The 19171-nt window shown below is 54.4% G+C and carries 16 protein-coding genes; 12 read left to right on the top strand and 4 right to left on the bottom strand.

The window, feature by feature from the left end:
- Positions 1-27 precede the first annotated feature (27 nt).
- The 4 genes from ACT3UM_RS04330 to ACT3UM_RS04315 all read left to right on the top strand — a co-directional run bounded on the left by ACT3UM_RS04330 (position 28) and on the right by ACT3UM_RS04315 (position 6109).
- On the top strand, positions 28-1215 hold the full coding sequence (locus ACT3UM_RS04330) for a CaiB/BaiF CoA transferase family protein (protein ID WP_498896447.1): 1188 nt from the start codon (positions 28-30) through the stop codon (positions 1213-1215).
- A gap of 100 nt (positions 1216-1315) precedes the next feature.
- Positions 1316-2527, top strand: a complete 1212-nt coding sequence (locus tag ACT3UM_RS04325; protein ID WP_498896445.1) for a pyridoxal-phosphate-dependent aminotransferase family protein — start codon at positions 1316-1318, stop codon at positions 2525-2527.
- 18 nt (positions 2528-2545) lie between these two features.
- Entirely contained in the window at positions 2546-5548 is a 3003-nt protein-coding gene (locus ACT3UM_RS04320) for an FAD-binding and (Fe-S)-binding domain-containing protein (RefSeq protein ID WP_498896444.1), read from the top strand.
- A 36-nt stretch (positions 5549-5584) separates the two neighbouring features.
- On the top strand, positions 5585-6109 hold the full coding sequence (locus ACT3UM_RS04315; RefSeq protein ID WP_498896442.1) for a gamma carbonic anhydrase family protein: 525 nt from the start codon (positions 5585-5587) through the stop codon (positions 6107-6109).
- A 94-nt stretch (positions 6110-6203) separates the two neighbouring features.
- Here ACT3UM_RS04315 and ACT3UM_RS04310 read toward each other — a convergent pair whose 3' ends face one another.
- Positions 6204-7895 carry an L-lactate permease gene (locus ACT3UM_RS04310; RefSeq protein WP_498896440.1) on the bottom strand — a complete coding sequence of 564 codons (1692 nt, stop codon included), beginning with the start codon at positions 7893-7895 and terminating at the stop codon, positions 6204-6206.
- 377 nt (positions 7896-8272) lie between these two features.
- Between ACT3UM_RS04310 and ACT3UM_RS04305 the strand changes: the two genes are divergently transcribed.
- The 3 genes from ACT3UM_RS04305 to ACT3UM_RS04295 all read left to right on the top strand — a co-directional run bounded on the left by ACT3UM_RS04305 (position 8273) and on the right by ACT3UM_RS04295 (position 10310).
- Positions 8273-8965, top strand: a complete 693-nt coding sequence (locus ACT3UM_RS04305) for a glutathione S-transferase family protein (RefSeq protein WP_498896438.1) — start codon at positions 8273-8275, stop codon at positions 8963-8965.
- A gap of 114 nt (positions 8966-9079) precedes the next feature.
- Positions 9080-9769, top strand: coding sequence for a glutathione binding-like protein (locus ACT3UM_RS04300; protein WP_498896436.1), 690 nt, complete (start codon positions 9080-9082; stop codon positions 9767-9769).
- 181 nt (positions 9770-9950) lie between these two features.
- On the top strand, positions 9951-10310 hold the full coding sequence (locus tag ACT3UM_RS04295) for a phasin family protein (RefSeq protein WP_035585375.1): 360 nt from the start codon (positions 9951-9953) through the stop codon (positions 10308-10310).
- 75 nt (positions 10311-10385) lie between these two features.
- Here the strand turns inward: ACT3UM_RS04295 and ACT3UM_RS04290 are convergent, their stop codons facing one another.
- Together ACT3UM_RS04290 and uraD are read right to left on the bottom strand one after the other, a co-directional pair.
- Positions 10386-11753: a uracil-xanthine permease family protein gene (locus ACT3UM_RS04290; RefSeq protein ID WP_498896433.1), complete on the bottom strand. Its 1368-nt coding sequence runs from the start codon at positions 11751-11753 to the stop codon at positions 10386-10388.
- 152 nt (positions 11754-11905) lie between these two features.
- Complete coding sequence (uraD, locus tag ACT3UM_RS04285) at positions 11906-12442, bottom strand: 2-oxo-4-hydroxy-4-carboxy-5-ureidoimidazoline decarboxylase (protein WP_498896431.1); 537 nt, start codon at positions 12440-12442, stop codon at positions 11906-11908.
- Positions 12443-12588: 146 nt separating this feature from the next.
- On the opposite strand from uraD, the gene uraH reads away from it, so the two are divergent.
- From uraH to ACT3UM_RS04270, 3 genes are read left to right on the top strand one after another with little or no spacing between them, the layout of a single operon-like run.
- Positions 12589-12942, top strand: coding sequence for a hydroxyisourate hydrolase (uraH, locus tag ACT3UM_RS04280; RefSeq protein ID WP_035585369.1), 354 nt, complete (start codon positions 12589-12591; stop codon positions 12940-12942).
- An 11-nt stretch (positions 12943-12953) separates the two neighbouring features.
- Positions 12954-14156 (top strand): urate hydroxylase PuuD, encoded by a 1203-nt coding sequence (locus ACT3UM_RS04275; protein ID WP_498896429.1) that lies wholly within the window; start codon positions 12954-12956, stop codon positions 14154-14156.
- Between the two features lie 15 nt (positions 14157-14171).
- Positions 14172-14918 (top strand): GntR family transcriptional regulator, encoded by a 747-nt coding sequence (locus ACT3UM_RS04270; RefSeq protein WP_498896427.1) that lies wholly within the window; start codon positions 14172-14174, stop codon positions 14916-14918.
- 51 nt (positions 14919-14969) lie between these two features.
- On the opposite strand, the gene ilvY is transcribed toward ACT3UM_RS04270, so the two are convergent.
- Positions 14970-15848, bottom strand: coding sequence for an HTH-type transcriptional activator IlvY (gene ilvY / locus ACT3UM_RS04265; protein ID WP_498896425.1), 879 nt, complete (start codon positions 15846-15848; stop codon positions 14970-14972).
- 208 nt (positions 15849-16056) lie between these two features.
- On the opposite strand from ilvY, the gene ilvC reads away from it, so the two are divergent.
- Positions 16057-17529, top strand: a complete 1473-nt coding sequence (gene ilvC, locus ACT3UM_RS04260) for a ketol-acid reductoisomerase (RefSeq protein WP_498896423.1) — start codon at positions 16057-16059, stop codon at positions 17527-17529.
- Positions 17530-17667: 138 nt separating this feature from the next.
- Entirely contained in the window at positions 17668-19155 is a 1488-nt protein-coding gene (gene modF / locus ACT3UM_RS04255) for a molybdate ABC transporter ATP-binding protein ModF (protein ID WP_498896421.1), read from the top strand.
- Positions 19156-19171: the final 16 nt, after the last annotated feature.

Raw genomic sequence — 19171 nt, 5'->3', positions numbered from 1 at the left:
TAAAACTTCTACTTAGGAGGAGAGCGCATGCTTCCCCTACAAGATATAAAAGTGCTGGATGTGTCTCAAATTATGGCAGGCCCCTACTGCACCATGGTGCTGGCCGATATGGGCGCTGAAGTTATCAAGGTCGAGAAACTCAATGGCGGAGACGATAGCCGCCAAATGGGTCCTTATGTGAATGGCGAATCGACCTGCTTTTCACAGATTAACCGCAACAAAAAAAGTATCTCGCTCAATCTTAAAGACGAACGGGCGCGGCAAATCTTCTACCGCTTGGCAGCTGATGCCGATGTCATCGTTGAGAACTACCGACCTGGTGTGACCAAGTCGCTGGAGATCGATTACGACACCATCAAAGCGATCAACCCTGGCATCGTCTACTGCTCCATTTCAGGCTATGGCCAAACCGGCCCCTATAGCCACAAAGGGGGCTTTGATTTAGTGGCGCAGGGCATGACAGGTTTGATGTCGATGACCGGGGAGGAGGGCAAGCGCCCCCTTAAAACTGGTATTGCAGTTTACGATATCGGCGGTGGGCTAACGGCGGTCTACTCGATTTTGGCGGCGTGCATCCACAAGATGAAAACCGGTGCCGGGCAGCATATCGATATCGCTATTACCGAGTGTGGTTTGCCCTGGTTTACCTGGGAAGCGGCGGCCTATTTCTCTGAAGGCACCGTGCCAGGGCCAACGGGCTGGCGCCACCGTGTTTCCGCCCCTTATCAAGCAGTTAAAGCAAGCGATGGCTTTTTGATGCTCGGTTGCGCCAACCAGCGCACCTGGGAGCGCTTCTGTCAGGATGTACTAAAGCGCGAAGAGCTTATGCAAGACCCACGCTTTATCACAAACCAAGACCGTGGCCAGCACGTTGAAGAGCTGGAAGCGCTGCTGGAAGAGCTAATGGCGGATAAAAGCGTCGATGAGTGGTTAGCACTGTGTGACAGCGCTGGCGTGCCTGCCGGGCCAATCAACGACTTCGCCCAGGCGATGCAGGACGAGCACTATTTAGCGCGCGGTATGGTGCAAGAGATGGAACACCCAGTAATGGGCAAAATGAAAACCATCGGATTTCCCAGCAAATTCTCAGAAACACCGTCGCAAATCCGCAGTCCGGCACCGCTCTTTGCCCAGCACACCGACGAAGTGCTCGACAGCTTAGGCTTCTCTGGCGATGAGCTTGATGCGTTACGTGCTGAAGGATGTATCAAATAGCGCTTTTTTGATGTGAGAAATTGCATTCATTATCCATTTTGAATAACGCTAACCGGCAGAGCCAACGTTTAGCCTGACAACAACAAACAGGAACCTCATCATGTTAAAGCTTAATTTTCATCCGTCCGGCCGTCACTTTTTGCAAATTCCTGGCCCCTCGCCGGTGCCAGACCGCATTTTACGGGCGATGAGTCTGCCCACGATCGACCACCGCGGGCCTGAGTTTGGTGCGTTGGGGCTAGAGCTACTGAGCAAGATTCAAAAAATCTTCAAAACCGAGAACCCGGTGATTATCTACCCGGCGTCCGGCACCGGTGCCTGGGAAGCGGCGCTGGCCAATACCATGTCACCAGGTGACCGGGTACTGATGTTTGAGACCGGCCACTTCGCCACGCTATGGCACAAAATGGCCCTGCGTTTGGATGTGCAGCCTGAGTTTCTGGGCTTGCCGGGCTATGAAGGCTGGCGCCATGGTGTTCAGGCCGACATGATCGAAGCGCGCCTGAAAGAGGACACCAACCACGAGCTTAAAGCGGTCTGTGTAGTACACAACGAAACCTCTACCGGGGTGACCAGCGATATCGCTGCCGTGCGCAAAGCCATCGATGCGGCTGGGCACCCCGCGCTGCTGATTGTCGATACCATTTCCGGGTTGGCCAGCGCCGACTACCGCCATGATGAGTGGGGCGTGGATGTCACCGTCTCCGGCTCGCAGAAAGGCTTGATGCTGCCTCCCGGTATTAGCTTTAATGCGCTCTCGCCAAAAGCGATTGAAGCCAGCAAACAATCAAAACTACCCAAAAGCTTCTGGGCCTGGGATGAAATTCTCGAAGCCAACAAGAACGGCTACTGGCCCTACACACCTAGCACCAACCTGCTCTATGGCCTGAATGAAGCGCTGGATATGCTGTTGGATGAAGGCATGTACAATGTCCTAGCTCGCCACCAACGCTGGGCCGCTGGGGTGCGTGCAGCGGTAGAAGCGTGGGGGCTTGAGATCCAGTGTTTAGATCCGTCTGTTTACTCACCGGTGCTGACCGGTGTGGTCATGCCTGAGGGCGTCGATGCGGATGCGGTGCGCAAGATTATCTATGAGCGCTTTGACCTTTCATTAGGTATGGGGCTGGGTAAGGCCAAGGGCAAGATGTTCCGTATTGGCCACTTGGGCGACTGCAACGATTTAACCTTGATTGCTACCTTGGGCGGCTGTGAGGCGGGCATGAAGCTGTCCGGCGTTAACCTCAAAGGCAGTGGCGTGACGGCAGCGCTGGACTACTTTGCGGCTAACCCGCTTAACCCAAGCGAGCGCTAAACGACGGGGGAGAGCCATATGACGTCTCTGACGAACCAATACCCGTCCCGTGATGCCAAGATTAAACCGCTCGGCGAATTCGCCGAGCGTTTATCCCGAGAAATGGCGGGAGAGGTGCTGTTTGATCGGGCCACTCGGGGGCGCTATTCAACCGACGCTTCTATTTATCAGGTGACCCCGGTAGGCGTGGTCATCCCGCGCCACCAGCAAGATCTGAAAATTGCCCTGGATATTGCCCGTGATGCCAAGGTGCCGATTTTGGCTCGGGGCGCGGGTACCAGCCAGTGTGGCCAAACCGTTGGTGAGGCGCTGGTGATCGACACCACCCGCTGGCTTAACGAGATCGTTGAGTTCGACGCCGAGGCGCGCACCGTGGTGGTCGAACCCGGCATGGTGCTGGATCATCTCAACGCTTGGCTTAAGCCCCACGGGCTCTGGTATCCGGTCGATGTTTCCACCAGCGCCCAGTGCACCATCGGCGGTATGGCAGGCAATAACTCCTGCGGGTCGCGTTCGATCTTCTACGGCAACATGGTGCATAACGTGCTGGGCGTGGACGCGCTATTGGCCGACGGCAACGCGGCGAGTTTTGGTTTCGTTGACACCTTTGCAGAGGGCTCGCGGGAGCAGCGCCTTGCCCAGCAGGTGAGGGCGATTGCAGAGCGGGTAGGCCCTGAAATTCGTGATCATTTCCCCAAGGTATTGCGGCGGGTCGGTGGTTACAATTTGGATCTGTTCGATTGCCAGAACCCGATGCCCTACGACCCAGACCACCGCGCCAATCTGGCCCATCTACTGGTGGGCTCGGAAGGTACGCTTGGGGTAAGCCAGCGCATCAAACTCAGGCTTTCACCGCTGCCCGAGCAGAAGGTGCTGGGCGTGGTGAACTTCCCGACCTTTTATCAGGCGATGGATTTCACCCAGCATATCGTCAAGCTGGGCCCCACGGCGGTGGAGCTGGTTGACCGCACCATGATTGAGCTGTCGCTGGAGAACCCCGCGTTCCGCCCCGTCATTGAGAAAGCGCTGATCGGCAAGCCGGAAGCCATTCTTCTCGTGGAGTTTGCCGGTCACGACCACGCAGCGCAGCTTGAAGCCCTACGCGGGCTTAATGAGCTAATGGGCGATTTGGGCCTGCCGGGCAGCGTGGTGGATATGCCCGAGGCCGCTGAGCAGAAAGCGTTGTGGAACGTACGCAAGGCTGGGCTCAACATCATGATGAGCATGAAGGGCGACGGTAAGCCGGTCTCGTTTATCGAAGATTGCGCGGTGCCGCTTGAGCACTTGGCTGAATACACCGATAAGCTCACTGAGGTATTCAACCGCTACGGCACTGAAGGTACTTGGTACGCCCACGCAGGCGTCGGCACGCTGCACGTGCGGCCAATCCTCGATATGCGCCGGGATGGTGCGGAAAAAATGCGCGAAATCGCCGAGCTGGCCTCCGCGTTAGTGCGCGAATACAAAGGCGCCTACTCTGGTGAGCATGGCGACGGTATCTGCCGTGGCGAGTGGGTGGCGTGGCAGTTTGGCGAAACGGTCAACAATGCCTTCCGCGACATTAAACAGCTGTTTGACCCTGAAAACCTGTTCAACCCCGGCAAAATCGTCGATACCCCAAAAATGGATGACGAGCGCTATTTTCGTTTTCCGAAGAGTTATACCACCATCCCGCTTACCCCGGTATTCGATTGGTCCGCCTGGAATGTGAAGCGCGACCCGTTAACGGGCGAGCAAACCGCGCCAGGTTCCGGCGGTGATGCCACCCATGGCTTGGCCATGGCGGTGGAGATGTGCAACAACAATGGTCACTGCCGTAAGTTTGATGCAGGCACCATGTGTCCGAGTTTCCGTGTAACGAAAGATGAGCAGCACCTGACCCGCGGTCGCGCTAACACCTTGCGCTTGGTGCTCTCGGGGCAGTTAGGTGATGAAGGGCTGGCCAGCGACGATGTCAAAGAAGCGCTGGATCTCTGCGTGTCATGCAAAGGCTGCAAGCGTGACTGCCCCACGGGCGTCGATATGGCCAAATTCAAGATAGAGGCGCGGACTGCCCGCGCCCGTGTCAAAGGCTTATCGCTGCGTGATCGTATGGTCGGTGAAATGCCGCGCTACGCACCCTGGGCCAGCAAGTTTTCTGCACTGGTAAATGGCGTTGAGCGGGTGCCGTTCCTGGCTAAACAGATCAAGCAGGCGTTAAAGCTGGCGCCCCAACGCTCGCTGCCGATGTTTAACGGGAATTTCCTCGCCAGTGCCGAGGCGTCTCGGCAGCCAGTCACCTCTGAGCGGGAAGTGCTGCTGTTTGTGGATACCTTCAATAACTATATGGAAGGTGATAACGCCAAAGCGGCCAAGCGGGTGCTGGAAGCGGCGGGCTACCTTGTACACCTCAATGCGACCAAGGGCCAACGGCCGCTCTGCTGTGGGCGTACCTACTTATCTTCCGGGCAGTTTGATAAAGCCAAAGCGGAGGCCAAGCGTACCCTTGAGCACCTGATGCCGTTTGTAGAGCGCGGCGTGGCGATAGTCGGCCTGGAACCCTCTTGCTTGCTCAGCATGCGCGATGAGTTCCTGCAGTACGGTTTTGGTGAGGAAGCGAAGGCGCTATCGGCCTCGGCCTATCTGTTTGAAGAGTTTCTGGTCAAGGCGCGTGCCGAGAATCAGCTCCCCCTCGAACTTAAGCCGCTGAACTACGAGCGGGCGATGCTGCATGGTCATTGCCATCAAAAGGCCTTTGATGCGCTGCGCCCGGTTGAGCAGGTGCTGGGCTGGATTCCTGACCTTAAAGTCGAGACCATTGAGTCTTCCTGCTGCGGCATGGCGGGCAGCTTCGGCTATGAAGCGGAGCACTTCGATGCCTCGCTGAAAATGGCGGAGCTCTCGCTATTACCGGCGATTCGAAAAGCGGATAGCAACGCCGTATTGATTGCCGATGGCACGAGCTGTCGCCATCAGATTCACGATGGAAGTGGCCGCGAAGCGATTCACGTTGCTCGATTGCTGGAACAAGCGCTAGCCTGAACAGCGGTGCACCAATAACAAACTAAGGAGGTCAACGTGGCACTTTATCAATACGGCGAGCATCGCCCGGCTATTCACGACGACGTATACATTGCCGAAACGGCGGATGTTATCGGTCAGGTGACCTTAAAGGCACGCTCAAGCGTGTGGTATCAAGCAGTGCTGCGCGGTGATACCGATCACTTGGAAATTGGTGAAGAGAGCAATATTCAGGATGGCGCCGTACTTCACGCTGACCCAGGTTTTCCGCTCAAGGTTGGCAAAGGCGTAACGGTCGGGCATCAGGCGATGCTTCATGGCTGCACCATCGGTGATGGCTGCCTGATCGGTATTCAGGCGGTCGTGCTGAACGGTGCAGTGATTGGTGAGAATAGCCTGGTAGGTGCCGGTGCCTTTATTAAGGAGGGCGCGGTGTTTCCGCCCAACTCGTTAATCGTTGGCTCGCCGGCCAAGGTGGTGCGGGAGCTTTCCGAGGAAGCGGTGGCGGGACTGAAGCAGAATGCCCAAAGCTACGTAGAGCGCGGCAAACTCCATAGTCAGCAGCTAAAGCGTATCGATTAACGCAAAACCCGCTGTGCTAAATAGCAAACCCCCAGGCCTTGGCCTGGGGGTTTGCGTTTCTAGCGTCGTTATTACCGCCAGTGCTACTTCATGGTCACATTAACGGATCCGTTACGCCAATCACGTAGAACGCAATTAGCGCGATGATGCCGGTAAAGATGAGGTAGTAGATCGTTGGCAGGATCGTTTTACGGATCGTCGCCCCTTCACGGCCGAGCAGACCCACCGTGGCAGAAGCCGCGACCACGTTGTGAATGGCGATCATGTTACCTGCCGCTGCACCGACTGCCTGCAGTGCAACCATCATGGCGGTGGAAAGCCCCAGGGTCTCCGCAACGCTGAACTGGAATTCCGCCAACATCAGGTTAGAGACCGTGTTGGAGCCTGCAATGAAGGCGCCCATCGCCCCGACAGCGGGAGCAAAGAAGGGGTAGATGCCGCCCACACTATCAGCCACCGCCTGGGCCATCATCACCGGCATGGAGACAAGATCCGCGCCGTTAACGCCAGAGTTGATCAATATGCGCACCATTGGCACGGTAAAGATCAACACGAAGCCCGCACCAAAAATCGTTTTGGTTGATTCAGATACTGCCGCGCTGATCTTTTGCGGATTCATGCGGTGCAGGAAGTAGGTCACGATGACCACGGCAATAATAATACCGCCGGGCAAGTAGAGCGGCTGAACGCCACCGCTGATGCCCGCCTCGCCAAGAATGTTATTCCAGCTAAGGTTAATAGAGGTAAGCGCTGCTTTGAGGGGCTCAATAATGCGAGAAGCCACCAAAAACAGTGCGAGCAGCACATAGGGTACCCAGCCTTTAAAGGTGGACATCGGTGCTCTGCCGACAACGTCATCAAGTTTGATCTGCAGGTTGCCGATCCACTCGTCTGGCCAAGAAGAGGACTCGGGGAAATCCCAGGTATCTTTCGGCATCAAAAAGCCGCGTTTGGCAGCGGGTACGACAATTGCCAAGCCCACCATAGCGCCGATCATTGAAGGGAACTCAGGGCCCAATAGCACGCCTACCAGCATGTAAGGCACTACGAAGCAGATGCCGGTAAAGATGGCGAAAGGGGTAATCGACAGTCCCTCTTTCCACGATTTGTTAGCACCAAAGAAGCGCACCATCACGGTGACCAGAATCAGTGGCATCAAAATACCCACGATACCGTGAGTAATCGCCACTTCGCTGGTGACTAGCTGAAAGAAGACATCCCAGCTAGAGCCTACCGAGTCGAGCTCGGCACTAATACCTGCGCGATCCAGGCCGCTGCCCACGCCGACCACAATAGGCGTGCCCACTGCGCCGAAGGAAACCGGCGTTGATTGAATCATCATACCCACGACTACCGCTGCCAGCGCAGGGAAGCCAAGAGCGACCATCAGCGGTGCGGCAACTGCCGCTGGCGTGCCGAAGCCTGAAGCGCCTTCGATAAAGCAGCCGAACAGCCAAGCAACGATCAACGCCTGTACGCGGCGGTCAGGGCTAATGCCTGAAAAACCGTTACGGATAGCGGTAATGCCGCCGGAGTGTTTAAGGGTGTTAAGCAGCAGGATGGCGCCAAAGATGATCCAGAGGAGACCCGCAGTTTGAATCAGGCCTTGGATAGTCGACGCCGCTACACGGCTAAACGACATATCCCAAGCGGTTAAGCCAATAATGGCCGCGGTAAGGAAAACAATCGGCATCGCTATCTTGGCAGGTATTTTAAACCCGATGAGCAAAATACCGGCCAGCAACAGCGGCAGGAAAGCCAGAAGTGCAAGTATCGTTTCATTCATGGAAGGAACTGCCCCTTGTTATTGATTTGGTATGCTCCGCAATATCCGTCTGGCAGTTGTACCGCCAGTCGGGTGTAGGTGAAAGATACGATTAGGCTAACCATATGACTACTTTGGAAAATTGGTCTTACCAGTGTAACGCTTGTTTGGTGTGTCGATTTATATCAATTTTTTCTAGTAAGTGTTTGTTTTTAAATTTTTTTTATGCAGTTGAGTAGAATTGCCAGCACGCGGTGCCATTAGACTAATAGACAGTACAGTGGCCAGTGGAAGGATAAGTACAGAGCTCGCTAGTTGCGTCGTAGCTGGCTTACGCTCATTGTTAGCGGCTGAAGTACTTTTTACTCACTATGATCAACCACACGGAGGTTATGGCAGTGGCAATTACTCTTTATGATCTGTGCGGCCGGGATGAACGACTACGTTTCTCACCTTACTGCTGGCGCGTGCGTATGGCACTTGCCCATAAAGGCTTGGAATTCACCACCGTGGCATGGCGATTCCTCGATAAACAAGCATTGGAATTTGCCGATTACGACAAAGTGCCGGTGCTCTGCGATGGCGATCAAGTCGTCACCGACAGCTTCGACATTATGCGCTATCTGGATAAGGCCTATCCCGAGGCGCCTGTGTTAGGCGAAGGCGTCAGCTATCAACGGGTATTACTGTTCAAATACTTCGTTGAGCGTAGTGTGAATCCGGCGCTATTCCGCATTATCGGCATGGATTTATTCGCCGCAGTGCACCCAGATGACCGCGCCTATTTCCGCGAAACCCGTGAAGCCCGGTTTGGTTGCACGCTAGAAGAGTTTCATCAGCCTGACCAGGGTAAACAGCAGCTTAAACAGGCGCTGGCACCGGTACGAGACCTACTGCGTGATAGCGCATTTTTAGACGGTGATGCGCCAAGCGGCTCGGATTACCTGCTGTTCGGCAGCATGATGTGGGCTCACGTCGTATCGACACAGGCGGTAGTAGAGCCTGGCGACCCGGTGGACGAGTGGTTTAAGCGTATGCTCAACGTGCACAATGGAGCTGCCGGTAATGTCCTGACCGTACGCGATATATAACGCCAACGGCTGGATTATCTGATCAGGGCGGTACGTTAAGATACCGCCCGATAAATTTTGAAAGCTTGGTAGGCTCATTGCGAGTGAATCAAGGCTTTCATCAAGGAGATGGCAATGATTGACCTGTATTATTGGACAACACCTAACGGCCATAAAATCTCCATTATGCTCGAAGAAGCCAATCTGGCGTACCGAGTGAAGCCGGTTAACATTGGTCGAGGCGAACAGTTTGATCCTGAATTTCTTACTATTGCCCCCAATAACCGTATTCCTGCCATTGTCGATCACTCCCCCCAGGATGGCGGCCAGCCGCTGTCGATGTTTGAGTCGGGTGCGATCCTAGAGTATCTCGCTGATAAGAGCGGGCTCTTTTTGCCTTCAGCAGGGCGCGAACGCTATATCGTATTGCAGTGGCTGCACTGGCAAATGGGCGGGTTAGGCCCAATGGCAGGCCAAAATCACCACTTCTGCCACTACGCGCCGCAAAAAATTGACTACGCCATTGAGCGCTATGTGCGCGAAACCAATCGGCTGTACAGCGTGTTGGATCAGCGCTTGGCAAATCACACCTATGTGGGCGGTGATGACTACACAATTGCTGATATGGCGATCTATCCCTGGATTGTACCTTGGGAAAAACAGCGTCAAACGTTAGAAGAGTTTCCGGACTTGGAGCGCTGGTTCGATATGATCAAAGCACGCCCAGCCGTGCGTCGTGCCTACGCTTTGGTCGAAGACGTTAATCCTCAGGCGGGCGTAGAAATGGATGAGCAGGCGCGTAAGCACTTGTTCGGTAACCGCTAGTAGCAAGGCGGCTGTCGGCCATTCTAACGGTCAGTGAGTGAGCATGCGCAGGATGAGGAAAAATCATGTTGCGCTGCACAAAAAGCACTGCTAGCTTTAAGACAGCAGAGGCAAAAGCCTGACGTAAGAACCGCCTAACCGAGGCGTGTTCATGTGCTAGCTCACTCTTGGAGGTATTACGATGAATAAAGCAACGACTGATAAAACCAAGCAACAGTTTGAGTCTGTTTTTGTTTCACCGATGCGTTCTTACACACTGACTGCGCTTGATTATTATGACCAGCTGTTCAGCGCTCAGTTGGATGCTGCCCGTGCCTACTCGGACATGGCGATTACACAAGCGCGTACTTGGCTTGACGTCAAAGACCCAGACAGCTTCAAAAAAGCCATGGAAAGCCAGCAAAAAACCGCGAGTGATTTTATGGAGCGGATGAAGGGAGACACGGAAAAAGTCACCTCCATCAGCAAAAGCTTTGCGGAAGATAGCCAGAAGCAAGTAGAAGAGACCACTAAGAAAGCGGTAGAGACTGCCAAGCAGTAATTGAAAAAGCAGTAATCGAAAGTAACACCGCTTAACAACGCCGCGCCCGATAGGGTGCGGCGTTTTGCTTGAAAGCTATTGTTGACGAGAATCAGCTTCAGCCTTCTCCAATTTAGCACGCCTATCTGGCTTGCCCGGCAAGATGGCATCCAACAGAAGCGCGGCGAGTGCCGCAGGCACCAAGCCTGATTTAAGCAACAGACCCAGCTGCCCTGGCATGGTGTCAGAAATCGCCTCAACGGCGGGTAGGCCGATACCCAAGCTTAGCGAGACGGCAATGATCAGCATATTGCGCTGATCCAGCTCGCACTCTTTGATGATTTTGAGGCCCGCTGAGGCGATCATGCCGAACATCACCACACCCGCACCACCCAGTACCGCAGGTGGCATGGCCGCCACTAGCCCGCCCAGCTTGGGGAATAGACCCATGGCGATTAATAGCAACCCACCAATGGTGACTACGTGGCGGCTAACTACGCCGGTGAGGGTAATCAGGCCGACATTCTGGGCGTAAGCGGTGTTGGGCAGTGTATTGAAAACGGCGGCAAAGGACGTTGCTACGCCATCGGCCATCACGCCGCCGGAAAGCTCGCGGTCTTTAGCAGGGCGGCCAGCCCCTGTGGTGGTAATTGCAGAGATATTACCGATCGTCTCTAAGCCAACCACAAACATAATCAGCGTCATACCGACGATCGCGGTGCCAGAGAACGTCATGCCGTACTCCAGTGGCTTGGGGAGCGCAAACCAGGCAGCATTGCTCAGTGAGGTGAAATCAACCTTGCCTAGGGCAATAGCGACCAGGTAACCGGCCATTAAGCCAAACAGAATCGAGGAGGCTTTAATAAAGCCCCGCCCATATTGGTGAACGGCGATCGTAATGCTGAGTACAAAGAGCGCCAGCGTGAGGTTGCCGGGGGATGCAAAGTCATCCGCGCCCACCCCGCCAGCGGCGTAATTAAGGCCCACTGGCATCAGCGTAATACCGATCAGTAGCACCACAATCCCGGTAACCACTGGGGAGAACCAGTGACGAATCTTCTTTAAAAAAGCCCCCAGTACAATTTGCAGCAAACCCGCCACAAATGAGGCGCCCAGAACGGCGGGTAAGCCAAACGCCTTCGCCAGTGGCAGCGCCACCGGTAAAAAACCAAAGCTGGTGCCCTGCACAATGGGTAAGCGTGCGCCAAAGGGGCCGATACCGATGGTTTGTACCAACGTGGACACCCCGGCGACAAACAGCGCTACCTGAATTAAAAAGATCTGCTCCGCTGGGTTGGCGCCGATGACGCCCGCAATAATAATCGGTGGTGTAACGTTGCCCGCGAACATGGCCATAATGTGCTGAAGGCCAAGCGGAATCGCTTTTGATAACGGCGGCATCGCATCGGGGTTTTGATTAATGGTACGCGAAGGCCGCGTTTGGGCATCGGGCGGAGTCGACATAAAAAGCCTTTATTCGCAGTGGGTGGCATTGTTTTCTTCTTGCATCCATTAACTAATAAAAGTGTATACAAGAAATAATTGCAATAGCCCGTTTGGCGAATAGCCTTCAACGCTTGTCGATTTAACCCCACCCTTTAGCTGTACCCAATGATTTATTGCTCGGCGCGCGCCCTCAAACGAAATCGCGCAATGCGAATAATTTGTTGAATGGCCGTTTGCCGCTCGGTGACTGCGTCGTTGTTCAGGCGCTCCTCAAAAGCAGCTAATATGGCATGGCGATCTAGCCCTTTAACGGCAATCACAAAGGGAAAACCAAATTTCTCCTTATACGCCGCGTTAAGCTCCTCAAAGCGCGCAAATTCTTCAGGACTGCACTGATCAAGCCCTGCACCTGCCTGTTCGCTGGTCGAGTCCTGGGTTAATTCACCGGCCAGAGCGGCTTTTCCGGCTAGATCCGGGTGCGCTTGGATCACCTTGATTTGCTGTTCACTGCTCGCCTGCTGCAACATAAGCCCCATCAGTTCGGCCAGCGCATCCGGGGTATCATGGGCTTCAGTCAAGCCTTGCTGCCAAGCGGATTCGGCTACCCAGGGCGAGTGCTCATAAACGTCCCCATAGTGATGGGTCATCATTTCCAGGCTGCACTGGCTGGGCGCGGGTGAAAGCAATAACGGATTAGATGTGGGCACTGGCACTCTCCAAAGCGGGAAATTTTAATGCGACAAATGTTCAAAACGTGCAGGGATGGAATTACTGTATACAATAAATAGCAGTAACGGTACTCTTTGACCAGTAGGTCAAGTCGTGCAAGCAACGCTATTAATAAGGAGTGGCCATGGGACGCTTAACCACCCACGTACTGGATACCGCCAAAGGTCAGCCCGGTCATGGCATTACCATTGAGGTGTTTCGCCTTTCAGGCAGCGAACGCCAGCATCTAACCACAGTGACCACCAACAGTGACGGACGTTGCGATGCGCCCATTTTAGACGGGGAGGCACTCACCGCAGGGGAGTACGAACTGGTGTTCCATGCTGGCGACTATCTGCGTGCTCAGGGCGTTGAAGCGGCTGAACCACGCTTTTTAGACGTTATCCCGCTGCGCTTTGGCGTTGCGGATGCCAGTCAACACTATCATGTGCCGTTGCTGCTTTCGCCTTACGGTTATTCAACTTATCGCGGTAGTTAAGAGGGCCTGGCATGCAAGCCTATATTATTGATTTTGTTAACTTGCTGCTGCGCTGGCTGCATGTGATTGCGGCTATCGCCTGGATCGGCGAGTCGATCTATTTCGTGATGCTGGATAATAGCCTGCGCTCGCCGAAGGCAGCGGAAGATCGCGAAAAGGGCGTGTTTGGCGAAATGTGGTCGGTGCATGGCGGCGGCTTCTACCACAACCAGAAGTACGCCACGGCGCCTGCCAAGCTGCCCAATGATCTGCACTGGTCATTCTGGAAAGCCTACACCACCTGGCTTTCCGGCTTTGCGCTGTTCGTCATTCTCTACATGGTTAATCCGGGCTTCTATTTGGTAAACCCTAATAGTCCCTGGCAGTGGGCCGCCAACATGACGGGCTGGCAGGCCAATATTCTGGCGTTGGCCTTTTTATTAGGCGGCTGGGTGGTTTACAACGAACTGTGTAAGCGCATTAGCCCCAATATGGATCGCGACGGCCTGCTCAGCGTTGCGGTTGCCGTCATGATGGTCGTGGTGGCCTACCTAAGCACGCACATGTTCACCGGCCGCGCCGCCTTTTTGCTCACCGGTGCCGTCATGGCGACGGCGATGTCGGCTAACGTCTTCTTCTGGATTATTCCCGGTCAGCGCCGCATGGTAAAAGCCATGAAGGCGGGCGATGCGCCCAATCCGCTGGATGGCAAACGCGGCAAACAGCGCTCGGTACACAACACCTACTTCACGCTGCCGGTCGTTTTGCTGATGGTGAGTAATCACTACTCGTTTATCTACTCCCATGAGCTTGCCTGGGTGGTGATGGTGCTGTTTATCTTTGCCGGTGCTTTGATACGGCAATTCTTTGTTCTAATGCACGCAGGCAAAACCCAGCCCGCGTATCCCGCTTTTGGGGTAGGGCTTATTCTGTTGGCGTTTTGGGTGGCCGCACCGAGTGCTTCGTCAACGGGTAGTGATGCCGACGCACAAGGGCCTGATCAGGCACAAATCACCGGTTTGATTGAGCAGCACTGTGTGCAGTGCCACGCACGCAACCCGGAACATGCCGGTTTCTCCGCGCCACCGGCTGGGTTTGCGTTTGAGAACTGGGATGAAATTCTCGGCCAGAAGGCGCAAATTCAGCAGGTCGTGGCCAGCCGCTATATGCCGTTAGGCAATATGACCAACATGAGCGATGAAGAGCGCGATATCATTGCCGCTTGGGAGGAATAATCAAAGAGGCCAGCTATGAGTGATGCGCAGGCGCCGGAAAAGCGGCGCGCTCTTGTTAAAGAAGGCAAAGAGAGTAAAAAAGACAGCAAAGAGGGCGATGAGCGCCACGAGGCAATCTACCGTGCGGTGAGCGATGCGATCGTCGAGCAGCGCCTGAAGCCCGGCGCACGGCTGCGCGAAGATGCGCTGGCGGATGTGTTTGGCATTAGCCGCACCGGTATTCGTAAAATCCTCCAGCGCCTGGCGCTAGAGCAACTCGTTACGCTAACCCCGCGCCGCGGCGCCAGTGTTACCCGGCCCACCGCCGAAGAAGCCAAAGACGTTTTCGATGCCCGCCAGTTGATCGAGTGCGGATTAATGCCCGATGTAGCGCGGCGCATGGGTGAAAAAGAGGCCGCGGAGCTGCGCGAAATGGCCCGCCAGGAGCGTCAGGCGCTGCGCAGCGGCCAACAGAGCGTCGCCATTCGGCTATCGGCCGACTTTCATGTGCGCCTAGCGCAGCTGTCAGGCAACGCCACCCTGGCGGAATTTGTCGAGCGGCTCTGCTCGCGCTCTTCGCTGATCCTTGCCGTCTACGGCCACCGCGGTCATCTGGGCTGCGAATCCCACGACCACGACGATCTGATCGGCTACCTGGAAGCCGGCAACGGCGAACGTGCCAAAGCCTTTATGAGCCGCCACCTGAAAGCTATCGAAGCCTCGCTCTCCATGGTCGAAGAGGAGGAGAGCGCACCGGATCTGCAGCAGATTTTTGGCGGGTAAGGGCGGTTTTGGAGCGCTAAAAAACAGCGCCTGGGGCTTATTAAGGAGGGCTTACATCAACCGCCAAAACGCGTCGACCAGTGGGTTTTTTAGGTTTTTCTTTAAGGTAAACAAACCAATATCGTAGGGTTCCAGTTCCGGTGTCACGTCGAGCACGCGAATGCGATCCATCAATGGGCTGTTGTTGAGGACGATTTTTGGCACCACGCCAATCCCAAAGCCCAAGCTCACCATGCTCACGATGGCTTCATTGCCGGTGACCTGTGCATAAATGCGCGGGGAGACATCCAACTGGCGAAACCACTCATCCACACGGGCTCTTGAGACTCCGCTCTCCGATAGAATCATCGGGATGCTCGCCCACTCTTGCGGTGTGGTTGGCGTGTTCGTTGGCACATTCGGCACCTGCTGCTCAAGCGGTGCAATGAACAGCAAAGGCGACGTGGCAATGGATTTAAACGCCAGGCCTCGCGGCAAGTTGGCAGGCTGGGCCGCGATGCTAAGATCTTCTTTACCATCCAGAATATGCGCAATCGCGTGTTCTGGATCCCCCGTGCGCAACTTAATTTCAATGACCGGGTAGGCAATACGAAAACGGCGCAGCAGCTCGTGCAAAAAGCTGTAGCTGGCGGTGACGGAGCCATACAGGCTGATTTCCCCGCTTAATTGATCGGGATTGTCCGTCAATTCATGACGAATCAAATGCCATTGGCTGCTGGCATCGCGGGCGTACTTGAGAAACTTTTGCCCCTCCTGGGTCAACACCACGGTACGGTTGTCGCGGTTAAACAGCGACACCCCCAGCTCCTCTTCTAAATGCCGAATATTGCGCGACAAGGCAGAAATGCTGACATAGCACTCATCGCTGGCGCGCCCAAAATGCAGGGTTTCTGCCAAGGCGAGGAACTGTTTTAAGATTTTAAAATTCATAACTGCCATAGTAATTGAGTTTTGCAAAAAAAGGGACATGCTGTTGCAAATATATCAATTTAAGAAATGGTCGTTTTTGGTTAGATTAGCCTTACTCACATAACGCTGGATCTCGCATCTAGCGACTGTGTCACTCTTTTAAGTACCGGTTTTAGCATCGATGTGCCTTACATCGATGTCGTGCTCATAACATATTAGGATGCTAACGATGGCTAACTACTTCAATACGCTGCCGCTCCGCGAGCAACTGGCGCAACTCGCCAAATGCCGTTTCATGTACAGCTCTGAATTTGCCGATGGCGTAGAAGCGCTGAAAGGCAAAAAAATGGTCGTGATCGGCTGTGGCGCCCAAGGCCTCAACCAAGGCTTGAACCTACGCGACAGCGGCTTAGACGTCTCTTACGCACTGCGCCCTGAAGCCATTGAGCAAAAGCGTCAGTCGTGGAAAAACGCCACCGAGAACGGTTTTACAGTAGGTACCTACGAAGAGTTGATCCCCACGGCAGACGTTGTATTGAACCTGACGCCCGATAAGCAGCACTCGTCTGTTGTGACGACTGTCATGCCGCTGATGAAAGAGGGTGCTTGCCTGTCTTACTCGCACGGTTTCAACATCGTGGAAGAGGGCATGAAAGTCCGTGAAGACTTAACCGTCATCATGGTGGCGCCTAAGTGCCCGGGTTCTGAAGTTCGCGCTGAATACGTGCGTGGTTTCGGCGTTCCTACCTTGATCGCTGTTCACGAAGCCAATGATCCTAAAGGTGAAGGTCTGAACCTGGCAAAAGCCTATGCAGTGGGCACTGGCGGCCATAAAGCTGGCGTACTGATGTCCTCTTTCATCGCGGAAGTGAAGTCCGACCTGATGGGTGAGCAGACGATCCTTTGCGGCATGCTGCAAACCGGCTCACTGCTGTGCTTCGACAAAATGATCGAAGAGGGCATTGAGCCTGGCTACGCCGCTAAGCTGATCCAGTACGGCTGGGAAAACATCACAGAAGCACTGAAATACGGCGGCGTGACCAACATGCTGGATCGTCTTTCTAATCCGGCTAAGATCAAAGCCTTTGATCTTGCTGAAGAGATGAAAGACATCATGCGCCCGCTCTACAACAAGCACCAGGACGACATCATGAGCGGTCACTTCTCCCACACGATGATGGAAGACTGGGCGAACGATGACGCGAACCTGCACAAATGGCGTGCAGAAACCGCAGAAACCAACTTCGAGAAAACCCCTGCGGGTGACGTAGAAATTACCGAACAGGAGTACTTCGACAACGGCATCTTGATGGTGGCAATGGTTAAAGCAGGCGTTGAGCTGGCCTTCGAAACCATGACCGCGGCGGGCATCATCGCTGAGTCTGCTTACTATGAATCTCTCCACGAAACGCCACTGATCGCCAACACTATCGCGCGTAAGAAACTGTACGAGATGAACGCGACTATCTCTGATACAGCGGAGTACGGTTGCTACCTCTACAACCACGCCTGTGTACCGCTCTTGGCTGACTTTATGAAAGGCATTAAATCCGATGTTATCGGTAAAGGCTTGGATCTGGACGACAACGGCGTTGATAACGCGCGTTTGATCGAAGTCAACGATGCCCTGCGCGCTCACCCGGTTGAAGCCGTTGGCGCAGTGCTGCGTGGCCATATGGCGGACATGAAGAAGATCGTTTAATCGGCTGATTAAATGATGGCTCGTCAAAGAATAGACCGCTAAGTCATCTAAAAAGCCGAGATATCGCCACGATATTCTCGGCTTTTTTGTCTCATTGCATGCGAACAGTGATTTTTCCAAACAATAAGGAACACATTGATGGAGCCTTCAAACCGCTTAGCGCGTATTCAGCTAAACAAAGCGACAATCAGTTTTGATGATCGCTTCACCCTAAGCGAGATTGATTGGATCATCGAACCCCACCAGCATTGGGTTATCACGGGTACCAATGGCTCAGGCAAATCGGCCCTGGCGGCGGCGCTGGCTGGCGTTGGCAAAATTGAATCGGGCACGGTTCAAGGGCTGCCCAAAAACGTTGGCTTGGTCTCTTTCGAAGCGCAGGCCGAACTGATCGCCAAAGAGCTGAAAAAAGACGATGCCGATATCATGGATGTCATTTCACTCGGCACCCCCGTCAATGAAATGATTTTCGAGCAGTGCCAAGACCCTGAACTTGCCAGCGACCTAGTCGAAAAGTTCGGTCTTACGAAGCTACTTGACCGCGCCTTTCGTAAGCTCTCCACGGGCGAAACCCGCAAGGTCATGCTGATTCGCGCTTTGTCGAGCAAGCCGGACTTGCTGATTTTAGACGAGCCGTTTGATGGCTTGGACGTCGACACCCTCGCCATGCTGCAAGCCCATCTCGCCTCCATCATCGACACTGTTCCAATGGTATTGGTGCTGAACCGCTTTGATGAGATGCCGGACTTTATCACCCATGTGGCCTACCTAGATAAAGAGCGTTTGGAGAAAAAGAGAGGGGATAAGAAGCGGGGAGACAGTGGACGATTGGCGTTCACGGTAGAGCGTCAGGATGAAGCCGCCTTCAATGAGCTGTACCAATTGCTGCACTTGAAAACTACCGACCTAAGCCTGCCCGAGGCCGACCCAGCCAGCAAATTACCCGCTCTCGACCCCAGCCAGCCGTTAGTAAAACTCAAGCAAGCGACGATCCAATACGGCGATACCGTGATTGTCGATAAGCTGGATTGGACGATTGAACAGGGCCAGCATTGGCAGCTGAGTGGCCCCAACGGTAGTGGCAAAACCTGCGTCTTGTCCCTGATCACGGGGGATCATCCGCAGTGCTATACCAACGATATTTTTGTGTTTGGCTTCCAGCGCGGTAACGGCGAAAGCATCTGGCAGATCAAGCAGTTTATCGGCTATGTCTCCACCGCTCTGCAGTGGGAGTATCGCGTCAGCACCAGCTGCAAAAACGTGATTATTTCAGGCTTCTACGACAGTATCGGCGTGTACACAAAAGCCACCGATCACCAGAAAAAGGTTGCCGACCAGTGGCTCGAACTACTGGGTATGCAAGAGCGCGCCGATCAGCCCTTCAACAAACTCTCCTACGGCGACCAGCGTCTGCTGCTTATCGCCCGCGCCATGGTGAAGCACCCGCCGCTGCTGATTCTAGACGAGCCCTGCCTCGGGCTAGACGATATGAATCGCCAACTGGTGCTAGCGCTTATTGAGAAAATTTGTGCAGGGAAAGAGACCACGGTGCTCTACGTGAATCACCACACGGAAGACAAGATAAAGGAAATAGACAATCATTTGGCGCTGGAGAAGAATCACTAGTGGGTAGGTTGGCTAG

The organism is Halomonas sp. AOP13-D3-9 (assembly GCF_052379125.1).
Taxonomy (GTDB): domain Bacteria; phylum Pseudomonadota; class Gammaproteobacteria; order Pseudomonadales; family Halomonadaceae; genus Vreelandella.
This window is presented reverse-complemented; position numbering and strand designations above follow the sequence as displayed.

Coding starts and splice junctions, on each gene's coding strand:
- ACT3UM_RS04330 (WP_498896447.1), top strand. CDS start 28: ATGCTTCCCCTACAAGATATAAAAGTGCTGGATGTGTCTCAAATTATG.
- ACT3UM_RS04325 (WP_498896445.1), top strand. CDS start 1,316: ATGTTAAAGCTTAATTTTCATCCGTCCGGCCGTCACTTTTTGCAAATT.
- ACT3UM_RS04320 (WP_498896444.1), top strand. CDS start 2,546: ATGACGTCTCTGACGAACCAATACCCGTCCCGTGATGCCAAGATTAAA.
- ACT3UM_RS04310 (WP_498896440.1), bottom strand. CDS start 7,895: ATGAATGAAACGATACTTGCACTTCTGGCTTTCCTGCCGCTGTTGCTG.
- ACT3UM_RS04300 (WP_498896436.1), top strand. CDS start 9,080: ATGATTGACCTGTATTATTGGACAACACCTAACGGCCATAAAATCTCC.
- ACT3UM_RS04295 (WP_035585375.1), top strand. CDS start 9,951: ATGAATAAAGCAACGACTGATAAAACCAAGCAACAGTTTGAGTCTGTT.
- ACT3UM_RS04290 (WP_498896433.1), bottom strand. CDS start 11,753: ATGTCGACTCCGCCCGATGCCCAAACGCGGCCTTCGCGTACCATTAAT.
- uraH (WP_035585369.1), top strand. CDS start 12,589: ATGGGACGCTTAACCACCCACGTACTGGATACCGCCAAAGGTCAGCCC.
- ACT3UM_RS04275 (WP_498896429.1), top strand. CDS start 12,954: ATGCAAGCCTATATTATTGATTTTGTTAACTTGCTGCTGCGCTGGCTG.
- ACT3UM_RS04270 (WP_498896427.1), top strand. CDS start 14,172: ATGAGTGATGCGCAGGCGCCGGAAAAGCGGCGCGCTCTTGTTAAAGAA.
- ilvY (WP_498896425.1), bottom strand. CDS start 15,848: ATGAATTTTAAAATCTTAAAACAGTTCCTCGCCTTGGCAGAAACCCTG.
- ilvC (WP_498896423.1), top strand. CDS start 16,057: ATGGCTAACTACTTCAATACGCTGCCGCTCCGCGAGCAACTGGCGCAA.
- modF (WP_498896421.1), top strand. CDS start 17,668: ATGGAGCCTTCAAACCGCTTAGCGCGTATTCAGCTAAACAAAGCGACA.